This is a genomic window from Rhodococcus sp. MALMAid1271 (genome assembly GCF_049195265.1).
Classification (GTDB): Bacteria; Actinomycetota; Actinomycetes; order Mycobacteriales; family Mycobacteriaceae; genus Rhodococcoides.
The window spans coordinates 1-982 of sequence record NZ_JBMIRQ010000101.1; the positions used below are offsets into that span (position 1 = coordinate 1).

Genomic DNA, 982 nt, shown 5'->3' on the forward strand with positions numbered 1-982 from the left:
CTAGGGCGTGTCTCCCAATCGGCGTAGCCAGGTGAGAATTGCGCAGAGGGTGACGGCGGCGCGGTAGGTGATCGCGAGTTTGTCGTAGCGGGTGGCCAGCGCTCGCCATTGCTTGGCCAGAGCGAAGGAACGTTCAACGACGTTTCGGTCTTTGTAGAGGTCAGTGTCGAGTTTCGGGGGTCGGCCACCGCGGCTGCCGCGGCGTTCGCGAGCGGCGATGGTGTCGCTTTTCTCCGGGATGACAGCGGCGATACCGCGACTGCGGAGCTGGCGGCGGATCGTGCCGGACGAGTAGGCCTTGTCTGCGATCACCGCGTCGGGGCGGGTGCGGGGTCGGCCCTTGCCGTGGCGTGGGACGTGGATGTCGGCCAGGACTTCGGCCAGCATCGCGCCGTCGTTTCGTTGCCCACCGGTGATCACGTTCGCCAGCGGTCGGCCGCGGCCATCGACAGCACTGTGAATCTTGGTGGTCAGCCCTCCTCGCGAGCGACCGATGCCGTGACCTGCGGGTTCACAGTCCCGGAAGGGCCGGTTCTTGTGATTCGACCCTGCCCCCTGTGTCCTGCTCAGGGCGCGTTGTATTTGTGCTGTGCTGATGAGCGCGGCAGATGGTGGCGTCGACCGAGACGTTCCAGTCGATCTTTCCGGCTGCGTCGGCATCGGCCAGGATCACGTGCAGGATGCGATCCCAGGTCCCGTCCCGGGCGTAGCGGGCGTGACGCTTCCACACGGTCTGCCACGCACCGAACTCCTCGCGGGGTAGGTCCCGCCAGGGAATACCTGCTCGGTAGCGGTAGATGATCCCCTCGACGACTTTGCGATTGTCGCGAAACGGATGCCCCTGCCGCCCTTCATTGGAGGGCAGCAGGGGCTCTATCCGCTCCCACTGCTCGTCGGTGAACTGGCGAAATCGTGACTTCGTCTGTCCCATACGGCCACGGTCTCGCGGGTCACCGCTCAGCTATGGGAGACACGCCCTAGT

At 65.4% G+C, this 982-nt stretch carries 1 protein-coding gene; it reads right to left on the minus strand.

Annotation, left to right across the window (positions count from 1 at the left end):
• A protein-coding gene (locus ACOQFP_RS16500; RefSeq protein ID WP_374222426.1) for an IS5 family transposase occupies positions 1-931 on the minus strand; the annotation gives its coding sequence in 2 pieces (ribosomal slippage) (positions 1-537 and positions 539-931; 930 coding nt in all).
• Positions 932-982: the final 51 nt, after the last annotated feature.